We start from the raw sequence: 3,424 nt of genomic DNA, 5'->3' as shown, positions 1-3,424 counted from the left end.
GCCAGATGCCGGTTGATCACTGGCATGAACTGATCGGTGATCCGACACTGGCAGATGCGATTCTGGACCGGTTGATTCATAACGCCCACCGCGTCCCTCTGAAGGGTGAGTCACTGCGCAAGAAACAGGCAAAACTGGCGAAGTCCGAACCTAAGTCCTAAGCTACAAACCGATGCGTCGCTGCGCTCCGATGGGGGGTGGCCGAATGCTCCGGAATGCGCAGACACACGACAGCGCAAACAGAAAAAAACAAAAGGCGCAGTTGAAACCGTTAAAAGCTCAGGGTCAAAACCCCGGACAGGCGATTCCATACCCACTCAGTAGCTACTTTGAACTGGTTGACTGGTCTGGCCGAATTATCCGCAAAGGCAAACGTGGTCGTATAACTGGCAATGCACCACCCATCTTGGAGCGCTTGGGTATTGACCCAAATGAATGGCTGGAGACTATGCGCTGGCACAATCGTTTCCACTGCGCAGTCGGCAGGCTGGCTTCACTGAAGGCTTATGCAGAAAGCACCGGAAAATGCTGGGTTCATGGGATGTCTGTGAGCGGTGATCTCTATACTGCCTGATCAACACATTTTCATTTACTTTAATGTGGCCAGAATTTTCTGATTGCTCTTTCTTATATTTTCTCAATAGTGTCTTCTATCTGGCCGTTGCTGAGTACTTTTTATACTCTTCTTGCTTGGTATTAATGAGAATTTCTTAAAATAATCAACACTATCATTTAAAAAATGAATAAATGATGTACTCTCTTCACTTTTTAAAAAGTGGGTGTCCTTTTTTTGTAACTGATCGAATAATAGTGCCAATAAATCAGGTAATTTATACAGCTTGACGGTAAACATACCTGCTACTACCTTCTAAATTCACTAATTTATAAAAAAGGTTGTGTGATGTCTTTTTTAAACCCGAATGACTCAGCTTTTCAGCATATTGAACATGAGTACCGCCAAATACAGCAACAATCATACACTCGATTACAAGCTGGTCGAGCTAGAATTGGGCTTATTGATAGTAAAAGTGCTGTGATTCAGAAGAGAAATATGTTGCAGATTAAATTTTCTAAAGCCAGTTCTTTGGAAGAGTTTAATGCACTTCAGTCTGATTTAAATCTATTGGATACTTATATTCAACAGACAAATGAAATTGAACAAAAAATCATGAACACTCCTGTTCATACCCCAAGAAATATTGAAGAAGAAGTGAACAGAGAAATAAAAGGATTGTTTTTAACTGGAAGGTTTGAAAAGAAAGATTTGGCGACCTTATTCCATGTTTCTGAAAGTCATGTATCCAATATAACCTAGAACTTGTGAGTTTTTATGAGCAGCTAACGCCTAAACCAGATTCGCGGTAGTGTCACCTGGATTTATTAGTTAGCTGCTGTTCGATTTTTTCAGCTGAGTTTGTAGCGATGTCGATACTATTATATAAATGAATTGACGGTAGTATTAACAATGGGACAATCAAGGGTAATCCAACAAATGAACGCAGTATTGGTTTAGAATATTTTATATTTTCTCTTGCTATGTAGAAAATGTGAGGGCATGGTGTGCACCGGCTAGCTTTTGAAATAATTTTATAATCACTAAGATTACGGTTTGGTATATTTTTTTTGAGATCAATCTTTAACGATTCTTTTGCCTTCTGAATGTTGCCCCATATGATTAAATTGGTTCCATCACTTTTGTAAAATGTTTCATAATTATTGTATTTTGATACTTTCGGAGCTAATGCATGAAACAATATTATTGAAATAAGTGTAAATAACGTGAATTCGACGTAAAAAAGACAAGGAGCCTCCGGACTGCTTAGCTATCTTTCAGATACCAAACCATAGACAGCTAACCGGAGGCCCCATGTCTATGACCAGTGTATTCTGTGATATCGATGATTTCTGCCTGATTTTTGAACCAGAATGGCATAAACAACTTATCTGTAATGCTAATAAGCCTCCAGTTATATCGAAATTGTCGCTCAGTGAAATAATGACCATCATCATTCATTTCCACCAGAGTGCCTTTCGGGATTTCAAGCATTATTACCTGAATCTCATCGTTAAATATAAGTCTGACTGCTTCCCGAACCTGGTTTCTTACAATCGTTTTGTAGAACTGATGAAACAGGCCTTGATTCCATTAACTGTATATCTCAAGACCCAATGTATGGGGCAGCCCACTGGCTTATCATTCATTGACTCTACGCCAATTGTCGTTTGTGATAATCACCGGATAAACAGCCATAAAGTGTTCTCTGAAGAAGCTAAGCGAGGAAAGACGTCCACTGGCTGGAAATTTGGTTTCAAGCTTCATCTTATTATTAACCATCTTGGGGAAATTCTGTCGTTTTGTGTGACAACCGCTAATACAGATGACCGTAAGCCTGTGCCTGATCTCGTTGAAGAGTTAACGGGCTGGCTTTATGGTGACAAGGGATACATATCAGAGAAATTAGTTGCTTGGTTAAAAGAAAAAGGTCTGAATCTGATAACGAAGGTTCGGAAAAATATGAAGCCAAAAGAGCTGAGAGCCTTTGATAAAGCGATGTTGCGAAAACGGGCTGTGATTGAGAGTGTTAACGACCAGTTGAAGAATATTTCACAGATAGAGCATACTCGGCACCGCTCACCCTTCAATTTTGCGGTGAATCTGATAGCTGGACTAATCGCTTATACCCGGCAGCCCAGAAAGCCTCATATTGATGTAACAGCACTGACAGAAGGTTTGCCTATGGCTTTCTGAGCATCGAACTCACGTTAAATAATCCTGATATCCAATACAAATCAATTGTTATTGGTACTTGTTCGGAATCGATGAAGGTTGGTAGGTTTTTATAAAAGATACTAATTATTGAATACATAGTTACTGCAAATAATAGTAATTTATTCGTCAGGAGCGCTCTTAATGTATTCCAATTGTCTAGTGATCCATTCTCTTCTATGTAATTGAAGTATACATATCCAACTGCAAGAAGAATTATAAAAATAGCAATCTGTGTAATGTAGGATAGAGAACCTAGAGTAGTATCAGTAAAAGTAAATGCTTCCGATATAAGATTAACAAGTGTTAAAGTGGCTAGAGAAGTCATTAATGACCAAATAATTGGTGATACCTTAAATTTCAATTTTTAATCCTAGATGAGTTAATGGTATAAAGTTTTGTTTGCAGCTAACAGTCGTTTACACGAATCAGTTTCGCATAACATACTGTAGATTCGCTATACACACCAGCCGATCCCCCCATACAGCGTGACTTACACAGCGTTCTTCATTTTAAAGGCTATATCTTCTGATTCGTATTTGGTAATTCGTATATTTTTCGGTCAAGCTGCCTTTCACCACCCCGATTGATATTTTCCTGAAATCTGTTGTCAAAGGATTGATCAGATATTCAGGAACGTCGACATGTTGCCAGTTC

Annotated in this window: 4 protein-coding genes; all 4 read left to right on the top strand. The window is 39.1% G+C overall.

Going from position 1 to position 3,424, the window contains the following annotated elements:
- Positions 1-161 (top strand): ATP-binding protein (locus ACO6UY_RS24200; RefSeq protein WP_422491599.1); only part of this gene is annotated, 161 nt, incomplete at its 5' end.
- A 44-nt stretch (positions 162-205) separates the two neighbouring features.
- Positions 206-574: a hypothetical protein gene (locus tag ACO6UY_RS24195; RefSeq protein ID WP_422444706.1), complete on the top strand. Its 369-nt coding sequence runs from the start codon at positions 206-208 to the stop codon at positions 572-574.
- A 327-nt stretch (positions 575-901) separates the two neighbouring features.
- Positions 902-1,315: a hypothetical protein gene (locus tag ACO6UY_RS24190; RefSeq protein WP_422444702.1), complete on the top strand. Its 414-nt coding sequence runs from the start codon at positions 902-904 to the stop codon at positions 1,313-1,315.
- 552 nt (positions 1,316-1,867) lie between these two features.
- Positions 1,868-2,749 carry an IS982 family transposase gene (locus ACO6UY_RS24185; protein WP_422491598.1) on the top strand — a complete coding sequence of 294 codons (882 nt, stop codon included), beginning with the start codon at positions 1,868-1,870 and terminating at the stop codon, positions 2,747-2,749.
- Positions 2,750-3,424 lie beyond the last annotated feature (675 nt).

This window comes from Endozoicomonas sp. ALE010, assembly GCF_049310165.1.
Lineage (GTDB): Bacteria > Pseudomonadota > Gammaproteobacteria > Pseudomonadales > Endozoicomonadaceae > Endozoicomonas.
The sequence above is the reverse complement of the archived record's forward strand: the minus strand, read 5'-3'. Positions and strand labels throughout refer to the sequence as shown.

What these genes read in the sequence shown, in the direction of transcription:
- ACO6UY_RS24190 (WP_422444702.1), top strand. Translation starts at nt 902, where the DNA reads ATGTCTTTTTTAAACCCGAATGACTCAGCTTTTCAGCATATTGAACAT.
- ACO6UY_RS24195 (WP_422444706.1), top strand. Translation starts at nt 206, where the DNA reads ATGCTCCGGAATGCGCAGACACACGACAGCGCAAACAGAAAAAAACAA.
- ACO6UY_RS24185 (WP_422491598.1), top strand. Translation starts at nt 1,868, where the DNA reads ATGTCTATGACCAGTGTATTCTGTGATATCGATGATTTCTGCCTGATT.